We start from the raw sequence: 20,029 nt of genomic DNA, 5'->3' as shown, positions 1-20,029 counted from the left end.
CCTCCTCAGCTCGCGTTGAGTACCTGGATGAGCTCGCCCTGCGCGGTGCGGACCTCGGCCCGCGCGATGTCGGTGATCTGCTCGTTGCCGACGAACACCGCAACCTGCAGGTCGCCGAGCTGCTGCTGACCCGACCGTGCCGCCAGCGAGGTGAGCGCGTTGGCCTGTGCCGTGGTGAAGACCGGCTCCGGCCGCCCGGTGCCGTTGTAGGCGAGGTTCATGCCGGGCTGGAGGTAGCCGCCGCTGTCGTAGCTGCCGGGCTTGAAGCCGTACCACGACGTGAACAGGCGGTCGTTGTAGCCGCGCGCCCTGGGGCCCACGACCACGCCGTCACCGCCCCGGGACTCGACCTTGGTCTTGCCCAGCGTGCCCGCGGTGTGGCCGACGCCGGCATGCGTGATGCCGACTCGGAACGCGGACTGGCCGTTCTTGACCCAGCCGGGCGGCGTGCCGCCCTTGAAGGCGTGCGTCGACCAGCGGCGGTGCGGCTTCTGCCCGCGGATGACGGACTCGATCGCCGACATGAAACCGGAGCAGTCCCAGGAGGGGTTGCCGTTTCCGGCCCACTGGTAGGGCTTGCCGTTCTGGGTTTTCGCCCAGCGCAGTGCTGCCTGGATGCGGGGGCCGCCGATGCCGCCACCGCCCCGCTTGTCGGCCTCCTTGCTGTAGCCGAACAGGGCGTCGATGATGCGCGTAGGGATGCGCCGGATCATCTTGCCGAACCCGGTGTCCATGCCGGGGAAGGAGTTCAGCAGCGGGTTCACTACGTTCTTCACACCTGCACGGGCGGACGATTCGAGGGTGTCGCTGAGCCAGGACGCACCCTTCTTGACGAGGTTCCAGGCGTCGGAGCCGGCGCCGACCGCAGCGCTCGCGGTCTTCTTGATCCAGCCGAAGATGCCGCCGTCCGCGAACCGTTGCACCATGCCGCCATTGGCGTAGCGGAGCGAGCGGTCCGTGGGCATCGCCGGGTTGCCGCCCAGTACGGGCGCCAAGGCAGCCTTGACGCCCTGGGCGCCCTGGGACTTGGCGATGCGGTTGAAGTAGCCGACGAAGCCGGAGCCGACCGCGCGGGTGAACTCTGGCCGCATGATGGCCTCGCCGCCGCTGAGCTCCAGCTGGCCACCGGTCGGGGACAGGAACTTGTGGACATCGCGGCCCGGCGTGTAGCCGGGCATGACGCCGCCGCTGGCGAACTTGTAGGTCGACAGCTTGGGCGCCCCGAACGCTGAGGCGACCTTGTTCCAGACGGCGACGATGCCCTTGTTGTAGACGGTGTCGACGACGAACTGGACGGGCTTCCTCGAAATGGACTTGATCTTGTCCCAGGCCGTTCGGATGCCGCTGACCGCAGTGTCGAACGCGCTCCTCAGGCTCTTGACGATGCCCTTGAAGCGGTCGAAGACGGGCTTGATGCCCTTCTCCCACGCCCACTTCCCTGCCGTCACGATGCCGTTCCAGGCGGGCTTGATGGCGTTCTGCCACAGCCACTTGCCCCAGCGGCCGACCTCCTGCATGCCCTGCCAGATGAAGCGGAAGACCGGCCGGAGGACCTTCTCCCACATCCACTTGGCGCCGGTCTGGATGCCGTTCCAGGCCGGTTTGATGGCGTTGTTCCACAGCCACTTGGCCTTGTCGCCGATCCACTGGAACGTGGGCCGGAAGACGTTGGTCCAGAGCCATTTGGCCAGCCAGGCGATGCCCTCGAACGCAGGCTTGATCGCGTTCTTCCACAGCCACATCGCGACCCAGGCGATCAGCTTGAACGCCGCATACAGCGGCAGGAAGACGATCGTCACCAGGGCGGTGAGCAGGATCTTCCCGATGAAGACGATGCCGTTGAAAGCCGGTTTGATGGCGTTGTTCCACAGCCACATCGCCCAGCGGCCGACGGTCTGCAGGCCGCCCCAGATCGCGGAGAACGCGGGCTTGAGTGCGTTGTTCCACAGCCACAGAGCGCCCGTCTTGATCGCCGACCAGACGGCCTGTACGGCGGTCCGGAACCAGGCGAATCGCCGGTAGAGGTAGATGACGGCGATGACGACGGCGCCGATCGCGAGGGCGATCCAGCCCCACGGGCCTGCCATGGAGATCAGGTTGAAGGCCGCCATGGCGCCGTTCACGAGCAGCATGGCGCCCGCCCACAGGCGGGTCACCACGAACAGGCCCCACAAGCCGATGACGAGCTCGGGCGCATGAGTGGCGATCGAGCTGAGGCCCTCCGCCAACTTGCCTATCAGCTGCAGCAGTGGCCCGGCGACCGGTTCGAGGGCCTTCCCGATGTCGAAGAACGCGGTGGCGATCTTCCCGAGCGTTTCGGCGAGGAGCGGGCCGTGCTCCGAGCTGTAGGCCAGGAACCGCTCGAACGCGGGCGAGCCCTTCAGGCTGGTGCCCCATGCGGCGAACCGGCCGGTGATCCTCTGCATGCGCTCCGAGATGGAGTCCATGTGCGGGAAGAAGGCCTGGAGGATGCCGGCCATGCCCTTGAACACGCGGCCGAAGCTGACCCCCAGGCCCTCGATGGCGGGCTTGATGGATCCCTGAAGGTCCTGCTTGAACGTCTTCCACCAGGGCGACTTGAACCCGGCCGAGGCCCGGGCCTGGAGCCTCTTGATGGCGTCGGCGGCCTCCAGGACGAACGGGGTCAGGCCGGGGAGGGAGTTCTTCAGCCCGTTCAGCGCCCGCGTGAAGATCGGCATCACTGCGGGCTGTAGGGACTTCGACCACGCGCCGAACGCGGTACGCAGACCGAGGAACGCGTTGAACGTCTCACGCGCTGCCGGGGTGAGCTTCGCCAGCTCCTGCTGGTACTTGGCCTGCGCGATGGCAGCCTGATCGACGCCCCCGGCCGCCTGAAGCGACGCGGAGGCAATCTGGCGCTGAGCAGAGGCGATCGAGTCCGCAGCCGACTGCTGGGCGTCCGCCAACTGCTGCTGGGCTCGGGCCACCGAGCGGGCGCCGTCCTCCTGGGTGCGGGCGACGTTGCGCTGCGCCTCTGCGACGGCCTGCTGCGCCTCGACCTGCTGGCGGGCCGCGTCCTGACGGGACCGGGTCAGCTCCCGCTGCTGTTCAGCCACCGCCTCGTCGGCCTGCCGGAGGCGCTCCTGCGCGTCCTGCACGGTCTTGGAGCCCTCGACGCCCGCCTTGTCGGCGGCCTTCTTCTGCGAGGTCAGGCTCTTCGTCTCGGCCTGCTGCTCCTTGAGGCGCTGCACGGCCTGGTCGTAGGCGAGTTGCGCCCGCTGCTGCTCCAGCAAGGATGCCTTCGACCCGGATGCCTGTACGGCGCGCAGCCGGTCCCGGGCTTCTTGCACCGACAAGACCGCGTCGCGCTCGGACAGTTGCGCGTTGGTGAGGCGAGTCTCCAGGTCGGCGAGCTCCTGCGCTGCGTCACGGCGGGCCTGGTTCAGGTCCTGCTGCGCCTGCCGCGCGTCACGCTGGGCGTCCGCCAGGGATTCCTCTGCCCGGGCCACCTGCTCGGCGGCCTGCCGCTGCCGTTCCGCAGCCTGCTGAACGGCGTCCGCGAGCTGCTGCTTGGCCCGCCTGTTGGCCTCCGACGCGGAGCGCACCGCGTCTGCGACGCCTTCCTCGGCCTGTCGGATCTGCCGGGCGGCGTTGCGGTGCGCGGACGCCAGGGACTGCTGGGCTGACGCCATCTGCAGCGCCCGCTGAGCGCCCTGAGATGCGGCTTGGCCGCCCCGCATTGTCGCGTTCGTGGCGGCGTCCTGAGCGGCCTTCTGCGCCTGCATGACCTTGCCCATCTGGAGGAAGGCAGGCACAGCCACCAGGGCGATGGAGCCGACTCCGACGGCGGCGGCAGTTGCCGCAGCGGCGATCGCGCCCAGTCCGGCGGCCACCACCGGCAGGGCCGGGATCATGGCCGGGCCGAACATGATGGCCGCCTGAGTCAGCATTCGCAGGTTCGCCGCTGCCGAGTGGGTGTCGACGTCGACATTGGCGGTCTGCCCGTCCAGGCGGTTCACCTGAGCCTGGATCGCCGCGAGCGTCGTGGCCGCGCTCGCGGCGTCGACACGGATTGCCACGTCGGCATCCGACGCCGACAGCCTCTGGAGACGCTGCTGCAGGTGGTTGATCGCGGCGACCGCGTCGGCGGAGCTGATGTCGATGCCGATCCGCGAATCCTGCAGCGTCTGCAGCTGCCGGCGGATGTTGTAGATCTCCCGCTGGGCGTCCGTGCTGTTGGCGTGCAGTCGGACCTCGGGCAGGTTACGCAGGGCCGCTTCGAGGGTGGTGCGCAGCGACCGGGCGAACGTGCTGCCCGTCGCCTGACCCTGGCGTGCCGCAGGCGCTTGCGCAGTACGCCCGCCAGCGGTGACGCCGTTGCGGATGGCCTGCGCGACCTGAGTGGAGATGTGCCGGCCGATGATGCGGCCGACCTCGTCCCCGACCTGGTCGGCGGCGGGTATGAGGCTGCGCTGTAGCTGAGCTCGGATGCCCCGTGTGTTGGGGACGACGTCGACTTCGACGGAGCCCACGCTGATGGCGGCCACGGCACCTCCTCCGTGGCGCTACTCGGCGCCTCCCTGAATGAGCTGGAATAGCCGGTTGGCGCTGTTCTCGTTGAGCTTCGGCTTCGCCTTGCGCGGCGAGGCGCCGGGGCGGCGAATCGGCTCAGGCGGGTCCGGGCGCTTGCTCTTCTTCTCGATGTTCACGCAGAGCAGCACCCACTCCAGGCGTGCCACCCGGTCCGCGACGACCGCGACGAGCTGTTCCAGCTGGGACCAGCGGGCCTTCTCCGGCTCGCCGCCCTCGGCCTGCCCGGCAAGTTCTTCCGGGTCCGTGGCGTTGCGCAACGCAGTCCAGGTCGCCGATTCGGGCGGCAGGTGCTGGATCAGGATCCGGAGCCGCCGCCACGACATGCGCCCCCGGTGAACGTCGAGGACATCGATGCCCCGCTCGAGCAAGTCGGCTTCTACCGCTTCCGCGTGCTGCGTGAGGACCGCGAAGGTCCACTGGATTTCCCCAGGGACTCACCGCTGATCCGGCTGGCGTCGGCGACGAACTTGCCGAAGCCGTCCATGGTCGGGTCGAGCTCCTCGAAGATCTCGAAGTCGTCCGGGTGGAGGTTGATCTCCATGAAGGTGTCGATCTCGCCGGAGTTGAGGGCGCGGATCGTCGAGGCGCGCCAGCGTCCGGCGGGCACGCAGCGGACGTCCTTGGTGACGCCGTCGTGCCCGGCGAGGGGCACGGTGACGTACTCCTGCTCGTTGGCCTCGGCTTCCTGGGCGCGGGCGGCTTCGATCTGGTCCTTGGTGGCGGGCATGGCGCGGGCCTCCTTCTGTGCAGGGCGCGGGCAGGAAAGGGGGAAGGTGGACGGGCCGGGCCCGCGCCAGGGTGGCGGCCCGTCCACCGGCTCAGGACCCGGTGTACGCCTCGGTCTCCGGGACGCGGTCGAAGTGGTAGACGGTGTTGCCGGCGGTGTCCGGGTAGGCGGTGATCGTCCACTCGAAGCCGGCGATCTCGTCCTGCTTGTGGGTGACGTCCGACCGCTCGGTGATCTCGCCCTCCGGCACGTAGAAGCCGCGCTGGAAGTTGTCGCCGTCGAGGACGACGAACCAGAACGCCCTGCGGTCCGGCACCGGAGAAGCGGTCTCCGCGAACGTCGTCAGCCCGGACGTCGGGGCCAGGTCCGCGCTGTCGATGCGGTACTGCAGTGACTGCACGGTGGTGCGGCCGGTCTCCCACACCGTCAGCCCGAACGTGCGCAGCGAGCTGGTGATTGTGGTGCGGATCGGGGCGGTGTAGCCCCACGGGGTGAAGGATTGGGTGTCCTCCTCGAAGCCCTGCACCAGGCCGTCGTCAGAGATGGCGCCGAGCGGCAGCCACGGCGACACCGGCTGAATCGCCGGGTCTCCGGGCGAGGTGCTACCGAGAGGGGCGACCCAGCCGCCGCCATTCGCACCGACTTCCAGAAGGTCCGCCGCGCGGGTGATCGAAACCATGAAGGGTCTCCAGACATGCGAAGACCCCGCGGCAGGCGGGGTCGGATTACAGGGTCCGGCGCGGGCCCAGCCGGTCAGGAGACCGGGTGACTGTAGATCTCGTAGACCGCCCCGACACGTCGCAGGGCGGTGTTCTCATAGGGGCGGACGCCAGGGGCGCTGATCGTGCCCACCCGGCTGAACACGGCCGCCTCTGTCGAAGAGCCGCGCAGTTCATCAAGCAGCAGGCCGCGGATCGTCGCCGACAAGGCGATCGCCTCGGCGCGCGTCGCGGCGTATACATCAATGTCGATGAAGGCCCGGTCGAGCCGGATCCCGTCATCGCCGCCCGACGGAATCCGCTGCACCTGCACCGTGGGCAGCTCGCCCAGGAGGTTGTTGTCCGTCTCGTCGCGGACGAAGACGTCGGGGTCGAGGCGGGCGCGCAGCCACACGATGACTTCCAGCTCGACGTCGACCGAGCCGACGGCGGCCATCAGTCGCCACCCGCGGCAGCGGCCCGCAGCAGGACATGGTGGGCTGGCACGCGCTCGGTGCCGTACTCCACCCACCGTGCGTAGTACGTCGGGTTCCGCACGTAGGCGACGGCCCGGTCACGGCGACGGCCGCCCCGGCGTGTACTGATCACTTCCCAGGCTCCCTTGTACTGGCCCGGGTGCGGGTCGCCTGAGCTGCCGACCGGCGAGAGGGCGACCGCGGAGGCTCGGATGTCCTCGGCTCGGCGCACAAGGTCGGCCCGGATCATCTCCGACTTGAGCAGCTGGCCCACGCCTTTCCGCTTCATCTTGAACCGCGCTGCCATACCCTCAACTCCTCACACTCAAGGGGGGGGCGTATGGACGTCAAAGGCGTGCTCGGCCGCATCAGCTTCGACGGCGAATGGGTCACCATCACGAAGACGCCGATCGGACCGAAGCCGGCGCCAGTGCGGATCAGAGCCGCAGACGTGACCGGCAGCCGCTTCAAGCCCGGCAACCGGCTGTTCCACGGCTACGTGCAGTTCCTCATGCCGGACAGCCAGCCCGCCCCGGAGAAGCCCACCGGGTCGTTCGGTGGCGGCAGGCCGCCGTATGAGGACCCCTACAGCCTGTCCATCCCGCGCAAGAGCAACGATGCCGCCGAGAAGCTGATCGCTGCTGTCGAGCAGGCCCGCGGCTAGCCCGTCACCCGGTCCGCCGCGAACTGCACGGGCCCAGGGAGCCCGGTGAAGGGGTTGCGGCCCCAGTCGCCGGGCTCGCCCGTGATCTCGCAGATCACGCCCCGGATGCGGGCCTTGTCGGTGGTGCGGATCTGTGTCCCGGCGGGTGCGTATACGGTCCAGCCGACGACGACCGTGTCCCGACCCTGCTGCTCCGAACCGCCCACCGTGGGCGCCGACTCCCGCGGAGCGACCACGCAGCCCGGCACGTCGAACGACTCGTCCGGGCCCGGCAGCGGCTGCCCGCGCGGGTCCCGCCCGGGCGAGGGGCCGGTACGCAGGATCCGCACCGTCTCCCCGAACGGATACGGGGCAGGCATCTACACCCACCCCCAGCCGGGCTCGTACTCCAGGGGCGGCCCGAAGTCCTCGTCCACCGGATACGTCGGCGATGGGTCCGCTGTGGCTGGTGTCGGGTCCACGGTGAAGGCGCCGCCTCGTCCGGCCGCGCTCTTCAGTGCGGCTTTGTCGGCCCGCGTCAGATACAGGCCGCCCGAACCGGACGGGCGCTGCACCGACATGGGGCCGATCGTCTCGTAGGACACCTGCTGCGGATTGACGTAGGCGCGGCCGGCGGCCGACAGAACCACGGCGGTGGCCTGTTCGGGGAGCGGCTTCACCACCGTCTCGCACAAGGCGACCGCATCCTGGATGAGCAGATCAGCCCGGGCGCCGTCGATCTCAGGGAGCCCGAGGTACAGGCCGAGCTCCTCCGCTGTGGGTGCCACGAACGCCATGCCGACCTCCTAGGCCAGGGCCTCCACGGCGTCACACCAGGCGGCCAGTTCAGCGGTCGGATCCAGCTCGGCAGACCGGACCTTGGCCCGCTTCGATGCCAGCCGGTACTCCGCAGGCGCGAGCAGCTTCCGCAGCACCGCCTCGTAGCCGGCCACGTCGTTGCGGTCGACGAACACCCCGGCCTCGCCGAGCGACTCGCACAGCCCGGGGGTGGGGTGAGCGACGACAGGGATTCCGGAGGCGAGCGCCTCGATGCCGGCCCGGCCCCAGGACTCGTAGGACGACGGCATCAGCAGCACCTTCGTGCGGCCGTACACCCGGGTCCGCATGTCCTCGCCGCGCACGTGCTCGACGATCTCGACGTTCGGCAGGTCCGGCAGGATCTGCTCCCCGTAGGCGCCCTTCACCGCGAGGAACTGCTGGTCCGGCATGCGGTGCGCCAGGGCCTCCAGGACCCTGCCGCCCTTCTCCGGATTGCAGTTGATCAGCGTGATGGCCTTGCCCGGCTTCGTCGCGTACTCGTCGGCGAACACCGGCGGGCGCACGATCAGGCTAGCGGCCGGCCGGACCGCCTGCGGGTACTCGGCGAAGAACAACTCCGCCTCCCGCTCCATCCACTGCGAGTTGTAGACCGCCAGCGCGGTACCGCCCGCAGCGGCATCCCGGAACGTGGGCCGGTGCGTGTTATGGCAGATCGCCACCACCGGCTTGCTGTAGCCGCGCGCCAGCGCTGCCGTATGCGGCACGCACTCCAGATGCGAGATGAGCACGTGCGCCTTGCGGACCGCCGTCGGGAAGTCGAGGCGGGCCTCCAGCGGCACCACGCGGATGCCCCGGTACTCGTAGACCTTGCTGGTCTTGCCGTACCGGGACAGCCAGACGGATACGTCGTGCCCACGTTCCACCAGAGGCCGCAGCATGGAGACGAGCATGTGCTCGGCGCCCGCGTTGTGCTCCGGCGGCATCGCATGAACGCGGGCCACGATGCTGAGCGGCGCGGTCCCGCCCGGCGCGGAAGCCAGGACCGCCCCCATCAGGAACCGCTCGGCGTGCCGGTGAACTTGACGAACGCCTCCGCGTCGCCCAAGACGAAGCCGTAGTAGGCCTCCGCAAGGAGGAGCACCAGGTTCTCCTGGAAGGCGCTGTGCACGCCGCCGTCCTCGTCGATGTACGTCGCCTCACGGGACAGCTTGACGGAGATGTCCATGCCCACGCCGTATGCGGCCTGTGAGAAGTCACCGCCGATCGCGCGCAGCCCGGAATCCGCCGAGGTGGACTGGCGGCGCAGCTTGCCCGAGACGCTGCGGGAGTAGGCGATCGGCTCGCCGATCAGCTCACCCTGCAGAGCGGCACCGGTGCCGGCACCGGGCTGGCGGGTCGCCACGAACAGCGGCTCGCCCGTGGTTGACGTGGCGGCGAGGAGCTTCGGCTTCAGGCGGTTGTCGGCGACGGTACCGGTGTAGTCCCAGTCGTCGTCGATGATCTCCTCCATGCCGGAGACGAAGTCGCCCCAGATGCCGCCCTGGTTCTGCGCCGTCGTGCCCAGGGACACCGCCTTCGAGGTCATGGCGAAGTAGTCGGCGAACGGACCAGTGCCACCCTTCATGTTCTTCCCGTGGATCGTGGCCATGTCGAAGGCCCGCGCGAACGCCGTCGGCAGGTCGCGCTGCAGCTGCGTCCACAGGCCAGCCGCGTTGGACTGGGCGACCTCCATCGACACCGGGATGAGGACGGCGATCTTCTTGCCGCTCATCTGCTTGACCTCGACACCGCCCGAGCTCAGCGGCTTGCGGCCACCCTCAGACACCCAGTCGGCGGTCGGCACGTCGAGCGGCACCGGCACCGCGGTGTTCGCCGTCATCGACAGCGGCACCCTCCGGGCCAGGCTCATAACCGCAGAGCCCTCGACGGACTTCTCGAAGATCGGGCCGACCAGCGTCTCCGGAAGGAAGATCGGGTCGACGGTGGACAGCTTGATCGGATTCGTGGCTGCCATCGGGGGCTACCTTTCTCAGCGGCCCCGTGCGAGGCCCTGGCTCATGAAGTCGGCGAACACAGCCGCCGGATCGTTGGGGGTTCGGTTGCCGTTGCCCGAAGAGCCCTGCGTGCGGTCCGCCTTCGGCGCCCGCGGCGAGGTGTCGGCCGGCCTGGCGAGGTGCGGCTTGCGCTTCAGCAGGTCCTTCAGGTCCTGCTGGATCGCCGCCGTGTCGACGTCGCCGTCGTCGTCCACGTAGGAATGGAGGTCGAGGAACGCGTGCGCGTCCTCCGGGTCGGCGAACTCGGCCGCCGCCAGGGCCTTCACCTCGGAGCGGACAGCCCGCTGCCGGAAGGACTGCATGCGCTGCTCGACGGCGGCGAGCTGCTCGGTGAGCCGCTCCTGCTCCGTCTTCTGCGCGTCCTCCAGCTCCTGCGCCTTCTGCGCCAGAGGCTTGGTCTCCTGGTACTTCGTGCGCCAGCTCGCGGACTCCTTGCGGAGCTTCTCGATCTCCTTGCGGGCCTTGGCGGGATCCGCCCACGGGTCCGCCGGGTCCTGCTCCGCCTCCGGGGCGGCCTCGGACTGCTGCGGCTCCGCCTCGACCTGCTCGGTCGTCTCCTCGTTCTCGGGCATGGCTAGTTGGCCCTCCAGGGGCTGAGAAAGGCCGCCACCAGGACGGCCACGGGGTTGGTCAGTTCGAGCCCGGCAGCGGGTTGCTGTCGTGCTCGGCGAGCGCCCGCCTGAACAAGCGCAGCTGATCGCCGGAGTGGCCCTGCGCGAACTCGCGGTAGATGCGCTCCCACTCACGGGCATGCGGGGACAGCTCGAACCGCTGCCCCTTGAACACCGGGACCACGCCGCAGTGACAGCCGTCGTGCGCCCGGAAATCCGATGTGTCCTTCTCGTACACCGCGCCGCGCGAGGCGAGCATCTTGCAGAAGGCACACGCCCCGCGAGCCGCCGAGCGCGCCCAGGCGGTGGCCTGCCGGTCCTGCCGCACCGCCTCCCGGACAGTGCCGCGCCCCGTATCGGCCACCAGCTTCTGAACAACCTGCTCGGCCTTCTTCCCGGACTGCGCAAGGCGGACGTCCATCGGCTGCATCTGCGCCGGGGTAGCTTCCTCCGGGTCCCGCGGCCACAGATCCTTCGTCGCCCAGCGCAGCGACGCCTCTGTCTGATCCGGCGGCGGCGGATCAGCGACGGGGACGGTGAACGAGCCGGGCACTCCGGCCGCTTCTCGCTGCGCCTCGTAGAAGTCCGCCGCCAGAGCGGCCGAGGTTCGGGCGTACTGGGCGACGATGGTGTTCACCGCGGTCAGCCAGTCCGGGACGCTCTCACGCAGCCGGGACGGCAGAATCAACCGCCGCACACCGCGCACGTCCCGCACCAGCAATCGTGTCAGGCCGATCTGCGCTGCCCGGTAGCGGTTCGCCTCGTCGCCGCTATCCGAGACCGTCGTCGCCACCGGACACCTCTGCTGCGGCGGGCGGCTCGTCCTCCTCGCTCATGGCGGCGAGCCGGTCCATGAGCTGACGACTGGCGGCCGTGTTGGCACTGCGGCGACGCTCGGCTGCGACACGGCGACGCTGGTCCTCACTCAGGCCCGCCATCTCCAGCACGACGTCACCGTCAGCCGGCAGGATGCCCGCCTGGACGAGCTTCACCGCGGCGTCGGCCTGGGCCGCCACCGTCGGTGTTGCAGGGTTACGCCAGACACACTCGATACGGCGTGACTTATCCGGCGGCTCCCCGTCGCGGAACCACAGCGCCAGCCGCATCGCGTCCCGGTGCGTCGCCGAGAAGCGCCGGATGCGCCGCTCCGCCTTCTTGATCTGCCCGTTGTCGGCAAAGCGGATCGCGTCCGCGCTCGCCGGGTTGTCGCTGGTGTAGCCGAGCACGTGCGGGGCCACAGACAGCTGCGACGCCATGATGCGGGCGTAGAGGTCGATGATTTTCGTCTGCCCGGACGGATCGTGGGCGGCGAACTGCCCGACCATGGGCACTTCCCCGTTCTCGTCCCGCTCCAGCGCCAGCACACGGCCGATGTACGTCTCCCAGGCCGACTTGGCGTTGCCCTCAGCGTCCTGGAAGGCGCTCTCCGACACCCCCAGGATGTACCGCTGCGGCGCCTGGAAGAACTCGGCCCCCACCTCGATACCCATCAGCCGCCGGCAGGCCGCATCCGTGATCGACATGACCTCGGGCGTAATCTCGGACTTTCCTATGCGGTCCGCAGTGCGCTGCCGGTTCGCCATCCGCAGCACCGGCACCATGCCCAGCCGGTGCTCGTCCCGGTCAAAGACCTCCCAGCCGCCGTCGACCTCAGCCGCGTACACCGTCTGATCCGGCAGATACAGGGTCGCGATCCGCACCCCATCCTCGACGGACTCCCGCAGCGCGGCCGTCGCCAGCCGCAGCCGGGCGTCCCAGAACATCGTCATGTCCAGCGGCGACTCGAACGTGATCAGCGGCGGGTCGCCCGCCTCACCCGAGCCGACCGACACGTACTCGCGGCCGTAGGTCAGCGCATCCAGGTGCGCCAGACTCGCCTCGTCGTACAGGTCGTTCGACTCGGCGATCTCCTCCAGATCGGACGGATCCGTGCCGTCCGCCCAGCGGAACGCCTCAAGGTCGAGGCGCTGCTCCAGCGACTCGACCCCGATGCGCGGCCAGCCGATCACTGTGTGAAGGCCCTTGAGCTGCGGAGGAATCGAGATCCCGAGGTCGCGGACGAGCTGCTCGCCGTTGAAGTAGGCGTCGAGCAGCTCCAGCTTGAACCGCTGCGACAGCAGATCCGTGCGCAGCGCCGTCAGCAGCTGCGCCTCGTCGCCCGACAGCGACAGAAGCGGCAGCTCGGGGATGGTCGCAGTCATCGGAGTACCACCACCCGTCCCTTACCGGGCGTACCACGCTTCGCCCACGCCGTCGAGTTCAGCATCATCCGGCGCAGCATCCGCGCCCCGATCGCACACACCGCGAGGTCGATCTTTCGAGCGGACTCACGGTGCTCCTTGCCGATCGTGTAGCCCCAGGCGTTCGTGCGCCGCCGCGCGTTAGCCACGTGCTGCCGCAGCATCCGGTGCCCGTCATGAGCGAGTTGCCGCTCCAGCACGTCCCGGTAGAAGCGGTCGACGGCCTCCGTGAACGCCTGCTGACGGCGCCGGTCACGCATGTCCCACAGCACCGCATGCCGGTTCGCGCCACCCGTCACCGCCTTCAGCTTCAGCTTCTTGCCGTACCGCTGCGCCCAGGCGTCGATGTAGCCGTCCCAGTAGCGCTCGCCGTCTGCGTCGTCGTGGCCGGCGCCCGGGTCGGCGAAGAACGCGATCGGCCGGTAGTCCGCGAACACCTGGTCCACCGTCCCGTCGACCTCCTCGCGCGGCACCCGCCACGGCACATCCGACGGCCAGTTCGCCGGCCGCTGCCACACGCCCAGCGCCGTAACGAAGCCGTCCGACATGCGACAGGCCGCCAGGCCCGTGGCGTCATCCGACTTGGAGCCGTCGAAGAAGAGGACGATCTCGTCGTTCGGTCGAAGCCCCGCATCTTCGCGGCGGCAGGCGTCCCACTCATACGGGGCGAGGAACGCGTCCTCCGCGGCCACGATCTGGTTGAACCAGAAGCGCCTCGACCTGCTCGGCGGGTTACGGACGTCGAGGATCGACGCCTTCAGCCGGTCCACGTCCAGCCACACCGAGTCCCCACGGACTGCCCGCAGGGTCGGGGCGATCCACGCCTCGGTCAGCTTGGCCTCAGCCGGAGCCTCCAGCGAGTCGTAGAACAGGCCCGTGTCGACCGCACGGCCCGACGCCGCCGACTCGAACGCCTCCCGGGTGCGCTCCGCGACACTGTCCTCACCCGGCTCGTAGGCGTTCGTGTTCGCCAGCGTCCGCGCCTGGCCGTCAGCCGACTTGGTCGCGTTGCGCTCGATGACCGCGGCCATCTCGTGGCCCTGGTTCGACTCGACCCAGTGGTGCGTCTCCCCCAACGACACGAACGTCGGCCGGCCGCCCTCCAGGGCGCGCGGCGACGACGTCACCGCCTCGATGCGAGCCCGGCCCTTGTCGGCGTAGATGATCTCCTTGCCGAGGTCGATGCGGTACTCCTCCAGCGCCCGCTTCGACAGGATCGACGGGAACAGCGTCATCGTGTTCCTCGTCTGGTCCTGGGACACCGCCGCGATCTGCACCCACGCCGCCGGATGCTGCACACCCAACGGCTGCCCGGCCGGCACGCCCCACTCGTTGCCCTCCTCGGCGACCCCGCCGAACCGGCACGGGCCGACGAACTCGAACGCCGACCACGTCGCGATCAGCGGATCCTTACCCCAACCCTTCAGGCGCTGGATCACACCGTCCCGCCACAAAAACCGGTTCGTCGCCGGATCCATCGCGTACCACCACAGCGTCAGCCGGGCCTGCTCGGCGGTGTACCGCCAGGGAGCCCCGACATAGTGCTGCAGGTAGGTCGCGGTCCACGCCAGACAGTGCCAGCCCAGCGTGTACTCGGGCAGGATGAACCGCCCGTCTGGGCCGCGCTTCCACGTCGGTCCGATCGTGAACGGCTCGACGACCTCAGGGACAGCCTCGTCAGCCACCAGCGAGGTCACGGTACGCGTCCAGCGGCTTCACCGACGCCAACTGCGGACCGGCCGGCTTCCGCTCCAGCTCAATCCGAGCCCGGCGTCGATCCCCCTCCGTGGTGAGGAGACGCGCCATCACACTGTCGAGCGCCGAGACGTACTGGCCGTTCGGCGGCCGGTCCGAGTTGAGGCCGCGCGACATCAGTTCAGCGGCGTAGCGGGCCATCGCCCAGTCCGACGGCTGGTAGAACTGCGCCTGCCCCGAGTCCTGTAGAGAGAGGTACCAGTCGGCGGCGATCGGATGCCACAGCGGGTCCGGGTCCGGCAGGTCCGGCAGATCAGATGGGGGGCCCGACGGGGCCTTGGTGATCGAGTCCTTCTCGTCCTTGGAGCGGTGCCCCATGCGCTCCTCGGAGCGCTTGGCGATAGGTCCACGTGCGCCCATGTCGACCTCCAGGGTCTCGGTGGGGGCGGCCCCGCCTCCAGGGCGCGGCCATGATCGTCAAACGGCGCGCCACCAGGGCGACCGGCCGCCCTAGGAAACCCGGGCGGGATGTCAGGTGCTATACGGCCCCGATCCGGAAAGATCACGGGGGAGGGGGTATGCCCCCTATGCCCGTTTCTCTTTGGATCATGGGTCATTGATCGTCTTCGGTCAGCTCCCTACCATCCAGGCTGTGATGGATCATGAGCCATCCGATCGAGCCGTCATCGCGTGTGATCGGCTTCGCTGTCGGTCCACACACGCAGTCGTCGTCGGCCGTGTGCTCCACCGCGTCGCCCAAGGGCACGACGTGCAGCACCCTGACCACTCTCCCCCGCGCCGTGGCCTGCGCCGTGCTGCCCCATGGCCGGCTGCCTACCGCCTGCGCCTGCCGACGTTGGCCCTGCTGCCTGTTCCTACTCCCGTGTTGCGGATGTGTAGGAGCTGGCAGTAGCCCTTGGCCCTGGATCCCATGTACTTGTGCAGTTGGCGTGTGCACCTGGTCCAGTCGCCGGGTGTGCCCCATCGGATCTTGGCTGCGCCTGGTCCTGTGCTCCAGTACCTGCGCAGTGTGGATGCGTTGCCTCGCCCCTTGCTTGCCACAGTGGATCACTCCTCTTGCGGCGCGGACTCCTGTACGTTTACCCGTTCGATGTGGGCTCCTTGCCCGCTGGGTATGGCGAGGCAGACACCATTGGCGTCCTCGAGTACCGCCCAGCCGGCGTCGAAGCGGAGGGTCAGGTCGGGGTCGTCGATGATGAGGTCGTCCCTGCGCTGGTCCCGGGGGTGGACGATGAGGTAGCGGGGCACGGGTTCACCTCAGCCCGGGGTGTTGTTCGGGGGGTCGTGTTCTTCCGGGCCGGGGGTTGTTGCGCTGGGCTTCGTTCCCTTCGGCGCTGGACTTGCGGTCGTGGCATGGGCCGCAGACGCCTTGGAGCCCTTGCTCGCCGTGGTCGTCGGCCTTAGCCACGATGTGGTCGCAGTGCGTCGAGGGCCGCACGCCGCACAGCGTGCAGATCGGGTCGCGTTCGAGGATGCGGGCCCGGATCTTCGCCCAGCCGGACGGCAGCCGGGCCTTACGGTCCGAGCCCTGCCAGCCGCCGCTCATGCGCGCCGACTCCACCACCACACGCCGAGCGTCTCCCCCCGCATCGACTGGACGTTCACGCCGAGTTCGGCAAGGACGGAGTCCATGTCGGCGGCGTCCCAGTGGTGGAGGTGCTCCTCGTGCGGGTTTCCGTCGACTTCGCCTTGCGGGGCTTCGACGATGGGCAGGCTGACGAGGATGTTCCACGCGCCGGCCGACTCCGCCTTGCGCAGGAGGTCGACGGCGTCGCCTCGGGCCATGTGTTCCAGGACGTCGCCGAAAATGACGAGGTCCCGGTGGAAGAGATGCTCGGGTGCGACGCGAGCGTCGAGGTTGTGGATCTCGTCGTACATGTCCTTGCGCTTGGCCGTGTTCTTCAGCCCGTAGCGCCGGATGTACGGCTTGTGGATCTCGATGGCGGTCCACCAGATGCCTTCGTGTGCGGGCCGGAACAGCTTGGCGTAGGTGCCTTCGCCGGGGCCGACGTCGCAGACGGTGTCGGGCTTGTGCTGCTCGAAGAGGCGGAGGGACCAGTCCTTGCCCTCGGCGATGCTGGTGGGCATGGCGGTCTCCTAGAAGCGTCGGATGAGGCGGAGGCTGGTGGCGTAGGTGCCTGCGCCGTCGAGAGTGGAGGCACCGCCGAGGTCGCCGAAGGTGGGCCCGTTGGGCGTCTTGCGCGAGTTGACGAACCGCGGGTGGCCGCCGGTGTCGACGCCGAGGTAGATGCCGTTGTGGTCGAGTTGCCCGGCGATGGGGTCGCTGCTGTCGGCGTCGAAGTGGGGCACGTCCCCGATCTGGATCGCGGCGAGCGACGGCGCAGCACCGGCGGCCTGGGCGACGATGACGCCCGGCCCGGAGGGCCCGATGTCTTTCGTCATGCGCGGCAGGACGGTGCCGTCGATGTCCTCGACCCGGACCATGGGGATGCCCATGTGGTAGCCGTAGATCATGCGGACGAAGCCGGAGCAGTCCATGCACCCGGTTTCCCCGGCGCCCGCGGCCTGTGTCTCGCCGTTGGGGAACGTCCAGTCGCGGCCCATGTAGTCGTGGAAGTCTGCGCCCTCGATCGGGACGCCTGCGCTGTCGAGCGGCCCGTAGGCGCACTGTCCGGCGACTTGGGCTCCGGCCAGTGCGGGGCTGGTGACGGGCGGGGCGCCGGTGACGTACATCATCGCGTAGGCGAGCACGTCTGGTGTGGTGTCCGTGGCCCAGGCGCGGATCTGGTTGGCCAGGGCCGGCGTCCAGGTGCCAGTGAAGGGCTCGGCGAGGACGCGGACCCACGTGGTGTGGGTGACGGCCGGGACGCTGTCCCAGCTGCCGGAGACGACCTGCAGGTCGTCGACGTGGAACAGTCTCGGCAGGCCGGTGGAGCCGCTGGAGGCGAGCGCCCGGAAGCCGACACGCCCCGCCGGGTTGGCGGTGGTGGTCGCGGTGTGCAGCCATGTGGAGGGCTCGATGGTGCCGTCTCGCCAGGCCCGGCAGCGAATGGTTGTTCCTGTGCGCTGGGCGCGGATGCGCCACCACTGTCCTGCGGTGAAGCCGGTGCCGACCTGTGTTGCGGCGCCGTGTGTGGTGACGCTCCCGCCGACCTCGGATTCGAGGGCGAGCTGCACGACCCCGGCGGTGGTGACGAGGAGCCTGGCCCGGTTGTGGTTGTTGGTGTCGGTGTAGCCGAAGGAGAGGGCGATCGAGCTGGTAGCACCGGCCGGGACGGTGGTGACGGTGACCTTCGCGGTGACGTCGACGTCGGTCAGCGTGTCGACGATCGTCGCGTGCCGACTGGAGTTGGCGACGTCGCAGGAGATCTGCCCGACGCTGCCGTTGACGGTGTAGAGGGTGGCGGTGCCGGACTGGCTCCAGTTGCCGCCGCCCGGGCTGGTGCCGAATCCGGAGCTGGATGTGCGGGTGAACTGGTCGACGAACGGGCGCTTGTTCTCGGTGAACGTGCGCTGCGGACCACGCATCGCCACGGTGCGGGCGCCGACCGTGAGCGTGGCCAGCACGCCGGAAGCGTCTGAGACCTGGAGTCGGTCGGGGCCGGTGAGCGTCTGCGTCGTGAGCACGGCAGGCGCCGGCTGGTACAGCATGACGCCCTCGTCGACGGTGAGGACCGCCATCACACCCCCTGCAGGTCGACCTGGATGGTGACCGCTGTGGGGCTGCCGGTGACGGAGCGGATCGCCACTGTGAGGCTGTCTCCGGCGGCGAAGCTGGCGTTCTGCACGGACGGGCCGGACAGCCACGTGGCGGCCGTGGACAGGGACAGGTCTGTGGCGAGGAGGTCGCTGGCGCCCCTCTGCGCGTTGATCGTCGCCCCGGTGCCGCCGACCCGATACCCGCGCACCGCCACGACGGTGCAGGCTTTCGGCGCCCGCCACACCATGTAGGAGACCGCCCCGGCGGGGGCGGTGATGACGAGGCTCTTGCTGACCGTGGTCGCCGCGGCCGGGAGGATGACGCTCTCCGCGGTGACGTTGCCGCTGGAGTCGACCGCGAACGTCCCGGGCCCGTTGACCGGGCCGGTGAGGGTCCCGCCCGCCTTGGGGAGGAAAGTCTCGTCGGCGTAGGTGCGGTCGCCGTGCGGATCCGTGGCGTTGGTGTGTGTCGTGACCTTCGCCGTGGCGTCCGTAGCCGCTGCCGCCCTGTCACCATGCGGGTCGACGGCTTCGACATGCGCAGTGACCGCGTCCGCCGCGGCCTCGTCTGCGACCGGTCCCGCGACCGCCGCGGCGATCGTGGACACCTCCGCGGTTGTCGCCAGGCCGGCCACGTCGCCGGTCTGCCCATTCACGGAGGACACGAGCCCTGCCGACACTTCGACGGTGCGGGCCTGCTGACCGGTGGTGACTTCGATGGCGTCGTCGAAGGCCTCGCCGGTGACCTCGATCCTCACGCGGTCACCTCCAGCGACATGACCACCCTGCCCTGCAGGAGCCGCACGACGGTGGATCCGCTGACCATCTCCAGGTCCCACAGCCCGTTGCGGGTGAGGGTTTCGGTGACCGCGGCGGGGAGCGCGAGCCGCACCGTGTCCCCGATGATCGTCAAGTAGTCGGTGAGGTCGAGGAGCAGCTCGCCGTTGTCGGAGGCCGCAGCCGACCGGATCTGGGCCCGTGCGGTCCAGCCGTCCCATGTGAAGCCGGGAACGTCGGCGACGCGGAAGTTCTGTACGTAGGTGGCGCCCTGCTCGATGCGGAGGTCGAAGATGCCTGCGGCCAAGCCAGCCACCTCCGGGATTTCGCTGGACGCGGCGTCTGCGGTGAGCGTCGCCTCGGCGGTGAGCGACGCTGCCGCGTGCGCGGACAGGACGGGCGACGCGGCGAGGCTGCCCTCGGCGGTCATGCTGCTGGTGGCGTGCGCGGCGAACTGGGCGGTGCCGGCGAGGCTCGTCTCCGCCGAGAGCACGGCCGCCGCGTCGTGGACGGCCCCGTCGCTCATGGTGTTGACGTTGTCGTAGGCCGCGTAGTCGGTGGTCCCCGCGTCGCGGTAGGCCCACAGGTCGACCGCCGTGTCGTCGACGCTGGCGGGGATCCACGCCGGGGTGGCGAGGGTGCGCCGGTTGGTCCAGGTCGTCCCGTCGGGGGACGTGTCCCAGTAGACGTTGGTGCCGTCCTCGCGCAGCCGCAGCCACAGATGATCGGTCGGACTGTAGGCGAGTTCGACTGCTGCGGCGTCCCAGTAGTCGACGTTCGACATCAGCCGCAGCACACCGGTGACCGCGTTGTACTCGAAGCCGACGCTCGTGCCGGGGGTGGCGCAGATGATCAGAAAGTTGGCGGTGACGTTCGTGCCGGTACTGGCGGCCGGGACGGTGGCGAGCTTCAGGTAGACGGTCGCCCCGGCGAACGTCCAGGCGCGGCCCGTCTGATATCCGGCGTAGGTCTCAGGTGCGCAAGGCACGCGGGCCTGGCCGCCGGCCTCGTTGGCCCCGCCGTAGGAGTCGCCCCAGTTCGGCCCGATCACGTTGTCGTTGAAGTTGTCCTGGAGGGTGGAGAGGCTCGGCAC

General features: G+C 69.4%; 23 protein-coding genes. 1 reads left to right on the top strand and 22 read right to left on the bottom strand.

Translation table 11 applies throughout. The features are described 5' to 3' along the window. Positions 1 to 5: 5 nt before the first annotated feature. The 6 genes from ACFZBT_RS04835 to ACFZBT_RS04810 form a co-directional block, all read right to left on the bottom strand. On the bottom strand, positions 6 to 4,508 hold the full coding sequence (locus ACFZBT_RS04835; protein ID WP_391098324.1) for a hypothetical protein: 4,503 nt from the start codon (positions 4,506 to 4,508) through the stop codon (positions 6 to 8). An 18-nt stretch (positions 4,509 to 4,526) separates the two neighbouring features. Further along, on the bottom strand, positions 4,527 to 4,922 hold the full coding sequence (locus ACFZBT_RS04830; protein WP_391098321.1) for a hypothetical protein: 396 nt from the start codon (positions 4,920 to 4,922) through the stop codon (positions 4,527 to 4,529). Between the two features lie 8 nt (positions 4,923 to 4,930). Then, entirely contained in the window at positions 4,931 to 5,281 is a 351-nt protein-coding gene (locus tag ACFZBT_RS04825; RefSeq protein WP_391098318.1) for a hypothetical protein, read from the bottom strand. Positions 5,282 to 5,372: 91 nt separating this feature from the next. Then, positions 5,373 to 5,960, bottom strand: a complete 588-nt coding sequence (locus ACFZBT_RS04820) for a phage tail protein (RefSeq protein WP_391098315.1) — start codon at positions 5,958 to 5,960, stop codon at positions 5,373 to 5,375. A gap of 74 nt (positions 5,961 to 6,034) precedes the next feature. Further along, positions 6,035 to 6,436, bottom strand: a complete 402-nt coding sequence (locus tag ACFZBT_RS04815; RefSeq protein ID WP_391098313.1) for a hypothetical protein — start codon at positions 6,434 to 6,436, stop codon at positions 6,035 to 6,037. Then, positions 6,436 to 6,762, bottom strand: coding sequence for an HK97 gp10 family phage protein (locus tag ACFZBT_RS04810; RefSeq protein ID WP_391098311.1), 327 nt, complete (start codon positions 6,760 to 6,762; stop codon positions 6,436 to 6,438). Before ACFZBT_RS04810 ends, ACFZBT_RS04815 begins: the two co-directional genes overlap by 1 nt. A gap of 33 nt (positions 6,763 to 6,795) precedes the next feature. On the opposite strand from ACFZBT_RS04810, the gene ACFZBT_RS04805 reads away from it, so the two are divergent. Then, a complete protein-coding gene (locus ACFZBT_RS04805; protein WP_391098309.1) occupies positions 6,796 to 7,119 on the top strand; it encodes a DUF4429 domain-containing protein in 324 nt (107 codons plus the stop codon). Here ACFZBT_RS04805 and ACFZBT_RS04800 read toward each other — a convergent pair. From ACFZBT_RS04800 to ACFZBT_RS04725, 16 genes are all read right to left on the bottom strand, one after another. After that, on the bottom strand, positions 7,116 to 7,478 hold the full coding sequence (locus ACFZBT_RS04800) for a hypothetical protein (RefSeq protein WP_391098307.1): 363 nt from the start codon (positions 7,476 to 7,478) through the stop codon (positions 7,116 to 7,118). The genes ACFZBT_RS04805 and ACFZBT_RS04800 overlap by 4 nt on opposite strands. Beyond that, positions 7,479 to 7,895: a hypothetical protein gene (locus ACFZBT_RS04795; RefSeq protein WP_391098305.1), complete on the bottom strand. Its 417-nt coding sequence runs from the start codon at positions 7,893 to 7,895 to the stop codon at positions 7,479 to 7,481. Positions 7,896 to 7,904: 9 nt separating this feature from the next. Further along, positions 7,905 to 8,879, bottom strand: coding sequence for a glycosyltransferase (locus ACFZBT_RS04790; protein WP_391098302.1), 975 nt, complete (start codon positions 8,877 to 8,879; stop codon positions 7,905 to 7,907). 50 nt (positions 8,880 to 8,929) lie between these two features. Beyond that, positions 8,930 to 9,892, bottom strand: a complete 963-nt coding sequence (locus ACFZBT_RS04785) for a phage major capsid protein (protein WP_391098299.1) — start codon at positions 9,890 to 9,892, stop codon at positions 8,930 to 8,932. 15 nt (positions 9,893 to 9,907) lie between these two features. Beyond that, positions 9,908 to 10,504 (bottom strand): hypothetical protein, encoded by a 597-nt coding sequence (locus tag ACFZBT_RS04780; RefSeq protein WP_391098295.1) that lies wholly within the window; start codon positions 10,502 to 10,504, stop codon positions 9,908 to 9,910. Between the two features lie 58 nt (positions 10,505 to 10,562). After that, a complete protein-coding gene (locus tag ACFZBT_RS04775; protein WP_391098293.1) occupies positions 10,563 to 11,336 on the bottom strand; it encodes a hypothetical protein in 774 nt (257 codons plus the stop codon). Beyond that, positions 11,314 to 12,744: a phage portal protein gene (locus ACFZBT_RS04770; RefSeq protein ID WP_391098291.1), complete on the bottom strand. Its 1,431-nt coding sequence runs from the start codon at positions 12,742 to 12,744 to the stop codon at positions 11,314 to 11,316. The genes ACFZBT_RS04775 and ACFZBT_RS04770 overlap by 23 nt, the downstream gene beginning before the upstream one ends. After that, positions 12,741 to 14,468 (bottom strand): terminase, encoded by a 1,728-nt coding sequence (locus ACFZBT_RS04765; protein WP_391098289.1) that lies wholly within the window; start codon positions 14,466 to 14,468, stop codon positions 12,741 to 12,743. The genes ACFZBT_RS04770 and ACFZBT_RS04765 overlap by 4 nt, the downstream gene beginning before the upstream one ends. After that, entirely contained in the window at positions 14,461 to 14,898 is a 438-nt protein-coding gene (locus ACFZBT_RS04760) for a hypothetical protein (RefSeq protein ID WP_391098287.1), read from the bottom strand. Before ACFZBT_RS04760 ends, ACFZBT_RS04765 begins: the two co-directional genes overlap by 8 nt. 193 nt (positions 14,899 to 15,091) lie before the next feature. Further along, a complete protein-coding gene (locus tag ACFZBT_RS04755; RefSeq protein ID WP_391098285.1) occupies positions 15,092 to 15,256 on the bottom strand; it encodes a hypothetical protein in 165 nt (54 codons plus the stop codon). Between the two features lie 290 nt (positions 15,257 to 15,546). Further along, positions 15,547 to 15,747 carry a hypothetical protein gene (locus tag ACFZBT_RS04750; RefSeq protein ID WP_391098283.1) on the bottom strand — a complete coding sequence of 67 codons (201 nt, stop codon included), beginning with the start codon at positions 15,745 to 15,747 and terminating at the stop codon, positions 15,547 to 15,549. Positions 15,748 to 15,751: 4 nt separating this feature from the next. After that, the gene (locus ACFZBT_RS04745; protein WP_391098281.1) at positions 15,752 to 16,045 is read right to left on the bottom strand and encodes an HNH endonuclease signature motif containing protein; all 294 of its coding nucleotides are present in this window, start codon (positions 16,043 to 16,045) and stop codon (positions 15,752 to 15,754) included. Beyond that, a complete protein-coding gene (locus ACFZBT_RS04740; protein WP_391098278.1) occupies positions 16,042 to 16,587 on the bottom strand; it encodes a class I SAM-dependent methyltransferase in 546 nt (181 codons plus the stop codon). The genes ACFZBT_RS04745 and ACFZBT_RS04740 overlap by 4 nt, the downstream gene beginning before the upstream one ends. A 9-nt stretch (positions 16,588 to 16,596) precedes the next feature. After that, positions 16,597 to 18,141 carry a hypothetical protein gene (locus ACFZBT_RS04735; protein WP_391098275.1) on the bottom strand — a complete coding sequence of 515 codons (1,545 nt, stop codon included), beginning with the start codon at positions 18,139 to 18,141 and terminating at the stop codon, positions 16,597 to 16,599. Beyond that, positions 18,141 to 18,917 (bottom strand): hypothetical protein, encoded by a 777-nt coding sequence (locus tag ACFZBT_RS04730; RefSeq protein WP_391098273.1) that lies wholly within the window; start codon positions 18,915 to 18,917, stop codon positions 18,141 to 18,143. Before ACFZBT_RS04730 ends, ACFZBT_RS04735 begins: the two co-directional genes overlap by 1 nt. Next, on the bottom strand, positions 18,914 to 20,029 hold the full coding sequence (locus ACFZBT_RS04725; RefSeq protein ID WP_391098270.1) for a hypothetical protein: 1,116 nt from the start codon (positions 20,027 to 20,029) through the stop codon (positions 18,914 to 18,916). The genes ACFZBT_RS04730 and ACFZBT_RS04725 overlap by 4 nt, the downstream gene beginning before the upstream one ends.

The organism is Streptomyces sp. NPDC008137, from assembly GCF_042957035.1.
Classification (GTDB): Bacteria; Actinomycetota; Actinomycetes; order Streptomycetales; family Streptomycetaceae; genus Streptomyces.
Note: the sequence above shows the minus strand (reverse complement) of the source record. Positions and strands in the feature narration are given on the sequence as shown.

Coding starts and splice junctions, on each gene's coding strand:
- ACFZBT_RS04800 (WP_391098307.1), bottom strand. CDS start 7,478: ATGCCTGCCCCGTATCCGTTCGGGGAGACGGTGCGGATCCTGCGTACC.
- ACFZBT_RS04740 (WP_391098278.1), bottom strand. CDS start 16,587: ATGCCCACCAGCATCGCCGAGGGCAAGGACTGGTCCCTCCGCCTCTTC.
- ACFZBT_RS04815 (WP_391098313.1), bottom strand. CDS start 6,436: ATGGCCGCCGTCGGCTCGGTCGACGTCGAGCTGGAAGTCATCGTGTGG.
- ACFZBT_RS04770 (WP_391098291.1), bottom strand. CDS start 12,744: ATGACTGCGACCATCCCCGAGCTGCCGCTTCTGTCGCTGTCGGGCGAC.
- ACFZBT_RS04820 (WP_391098315.1), bottom strand. CDS start 5,960: ATGGTTTCGATCACCCGCGCGGCGGACCTTCTGGAAGTCGGTGCGAAT.
- ACFZBT_RS04795 (WP_391098305.1), bottom strand. CDS start 7,895: ATGGCGTTCGTGGCACCCACAGCGGAGGAGCTCGGCCTGTACCTCGGG.
- ACFZBT_RS04825 (WP_391098318.1), bottom strand. CDS start 5,281: ATGCCCGCCACCAAGGACCAGATCGAAGCCGCCCGCGCCCAGGAAGCC.
- ACFZBT_RS04760 (WP_391098287.1), bottom strand. CDS start 14,898: ATGGGCGCACGTGGACCTATCGCCAAGCGCTCCGAGGAGCGCATGGGG.
- ACFZBT_RS04780 (WP_391098295.1), bottom strand. CDS start 10,504: ATGCCCGAGAACGAGGAGACGACCGAGCAGGTCGAGGCGGAGCCGCAG.
- ACFZBT_RS04735 (WP_391098275.1), bottom strand. CDS start 18,141: ATGGCGGTCCTCACCGTCGACGAGGGCGTCATGCTGTACCAGCCGGCG.
- ACFZBT_RS04785 (WP_391098299.1), bottom strand. CDS start 9,892: ATGGCAGCCACGAATCCGATCAAGCTGTCCACCGTCGACCCGATCTTC.
- ACFZBT_RS04745 (WP_391098281.1), bottom strand. CDS start 16,045: ATGAGCGGCGGCTGGCAGGGCTCGGACCGTAAGGCCCGGCTGCCGTCC.
- ACFZBT_RS04805 (WP_391098309.1), top strand. CDS start 6,796: ATGGACGTCAAAGGCGTGCTCGGCCGCATCAGCTTCGACGGCGAATGG.
- ACFZBT_RS04810 (WP_391098311.1), bottom strand. CDS start 6,762: ATGGCAGCGCGGTTCAAGATGAAGCGGAAAGGCGTGGGCCAGCTGCTC.